Origin of the sequence: Bradyrhizobium sp., from assembly GCF_019242285.1 — a bacterium.
Taxonomy (GTDB): domain Bacteria; phylum Pseudomonadota; class Alphaproteobacteria; order Rhizobiales; family Xanthobacteraceae; genus Bradyrhizobium.
The window spans coordinates 1-2732 of record NZ_JAFAVV010000610.1 but is presented as its reverse complement, the minus strand read 5'-3'; the positions used below and the strand labels follow the sequence as shown (position 1 = coordinate 2732).

The following is a 2732-nucleotide window of genomic DNA, read 5'->3' as shown; positions in this document are numbered from 1 at the left end:
TGATCCATATGGACGAGGGACTGGGCGATACGATCCAGTTTGCGCGCTACCTGCCGATGGTGGCTGCGCAAGGGGCGCGCGTCCTGCTGCTGGTGTCGGATGCGCTCTGTCCGTTGTTTGCCGGCCTCGCCGGGGTCTCCCGGTGCTTGCCACTGTCGACCGGCGCGCTGCCGCCATTCGACGCCTACTGCCCGATGTCGGGCCTGCCGTTCGCCTTCGGCACCACGATCGAGACGATTCCGAACGCGCGATCCTATTTGCCGCTTCCGCCGCGGGATCGCGTGCAGGCTTGGCAGGATCGCCTCGGCTTTCGAGACCGGTTGCAGGTCGGCCTGGTCTGGTCGGGCAATCCCAAGCACAGCAATGATCACAACCGTTCGCTGCCGTTCGAGCTCCTGTCATCGCTGCTCGGCCTCGATGCGACGTTCGTCAGCCTGCAGAAGGATGTTCGGCCCGGCGACCGAGCGCTGCTCGGACAGAGCGGCATCGTCGATCTCACCGATCATCTCACCGACTTTGCCGAGACCGCGGCGCTGATCTCCTGCCTCGACCTGGTGATCAGCGTCGATACCAGCGTCGCCCATCTCGCCGCCGCGCTCGGCTGCCCGACCTGGATACTGCTGCCCTACACGCCGGACTATCGCTGGCTGCTCGATCGTGACGACAGCCCCTGGTATCCGACGGCGCGGCTGTTTCGGCAGGGCGCGGCGCGCGACTATGCCGAGGTGATCGACCGCGTGCGGAGCGACCTGAGCCGGCTGATCGCGGACTGGCCGGCGGAGCGGCATCCGTGAGCGGCCGGCGCGATGGACCCGTTGCCGAGCCGGCGGTGAGCGGCGGTGCCTCGGCGTTGTACCAGGCCGGCATGGGCCATCTGCGGGCCGGGCGCGTTCTTGATGCGCAGGTCGCCTGCCAGCAGGCGCTGGCACTGGACGCCAGCCATGCCGACGCATTGCATCTGATGGGGCTGCTGTTGCTCAGCGGCAAGCAGCATGATCATGCCGTCGAATGGATCGCCCGCGCCATCCTGCAGGAGCCGAAACCGGAATATCTCGTCAGTCTCGGCAGCGTGTTGCAGGCGCAGGGGCGGCTCGACGAGGCGTTGCAGGCCTACGACAAGGCGGTGCAGCTCAGGCCGGAAGCGGCCGAGCTGTGGAGGCATCTCGGCAATGTGCTCCTGGAGCTGAAGCGGCCGGCCGAGGCGCTGCTGGCGTTCCAGCATGTCACGAAGCTCGATCCGCAGCACTGGGACGCCGCGTTCAAGAGCGGCGTGCTGCTGCACGAGGCGGGCCGGCTGCAGGAGGCGATCGCGTGCTTCACCCGGTGCGACGAGCTCAAGCCGGACCACGTGCTGACGCTGTACATGCGTGGCCGCGCGCTGAACAGCCTGAAACGGTTCGCGGAGGCGCTGGCCGACAACCGGCGGGCACACGCGCTCGATCCCGGCGATGCCGACGTCTGCAACAATATCGGCGGCATCCTGCAACTGCTCGGCCGCGACGCGGAGGCGATCGAGTGGCTCGACGAGGCGCTCGAGCTTCGGCCGGATCGGCTCGATGCCTTGCGCAACAAGGCGCTGTGGCTGGTCGAGCTGCACCGGTTCGACGAGGCGTTCGCGACCTACGATCGGTTGCGTGCGCTGGACCCCGGCAACGCCACCGACACCTGGAATCTGTCGCTGCTGCAATTGCTGACGGGCGATTTCGCGGCGGGCTGGGCGGGGCGCGAGGCGCGGTGGACCAAGGTGCCGCCGGTCGCCTATCCGAGTTTCGCGCAGCCGAAATGGCTCGGCGCGGGCGAGGTCGCAGGCAAGACCATCCTGCTTCGGGCCGATGAAGGATTGGGTGACACCATCCAGTTCGCGCGCTACGCGCCGCTTCTGGCACAGCGTGGGGCGCGTGTCGTGCTGTCGGTGCAGCCCGCGCTATGCTCGCTGCTCTCGTCGCTGCCGGGTGTCGCGCAATGCGTGCCGGTCTCGGCCGAGCCGCCGCCATTCGACCTGCATTGCCCGGTCACCAGCCTGCCGCTCGCCTTCGGCACGAGGCTCGACAGCATTCCTGCCGCCGTCTCCTACCTGCCGCCTCCCGAGCGCGCCCGCGTGCAGGCCTGGGAGGAACGCCTCGGCCGGCATGACAGGATGCGTGTCGGGCTGGCATGGTCCGGCAACCCGAACCACATGAAGGATCACAGCCGCTCGATCCCGCTCCAGGCGATAGCGCCGCTTCTCGATCTCGGCGCTGACTTCTTCAGCCTGCAGAAGGAGGTGCGCCCGGACGACAGGGCGACGTTGCTCGCCTGTCCCGGTCTCATCGACCTGACCGCGCATCTTGCGGATTTCGGCGACACGGCCGCTTTCGCCTCCTGCCTGGACCTCGTCATCTCCGTCGACACCAGCGTGGCGCATCTCGCCGGCGCGCTCGGACGGCCAACCTGGATCCTGCTGCCCTACACGCCGGACTTCCGCTGGCTGCTCGATCGCGACGACAGCCCCTGGTATCCGACCGTGCGGCTGTTCCGGCAGGATGAACGCCGCGACTATGCGAGCGCGGTCGAGCGCATGCGCGCGGAGCTGAATGCGTTGATCGCGGCGCGGCCATCAAGCCCGGCGGTGCGTTAGCCACTCGCTGGATCAGATCGCGACCGCGACCTCGAAGCGGCAAATCGCCGATGAACGGAATCTAACATTTTTGGTTCGGGGTAGGCGCGGTCGCGGCGACGCACTACATTATCGT

Annotated in this window: 2 protein-coding genes; both read left to right on the top strand. The window is 67.8% G+C overall.

Annotated features, from left to right (window positions below; translation table 11 throughout):
* Nucleotides 1-794, top strand: a 794-nt coding sequence (locus JOY90_RS25000; protein WP_291693786.1) for a glycosyltransferase family 9 protein, incomplete at its 5' end; no start/stop codon positions are given.
* Nucleotides 791-2617 carry a tetratricopeptide repeat-containing glycosyltransferase family protein gene (locus JOY90_RS24995; protein WP_291693785.1) on the top strand — a complete coding sequence of 609 codons (1827 nt, stop codon included), beginning with the start codon at nt 791-793 and terminating at the stop codon, nt 2615-2617. The genes JOY90_RS25000 and JOY90_RS24995, both read left to right, overlap by 4 nt.
* The last annotated feature ends 115 nt before the right edge of the window (nt 2618-2732 follow it).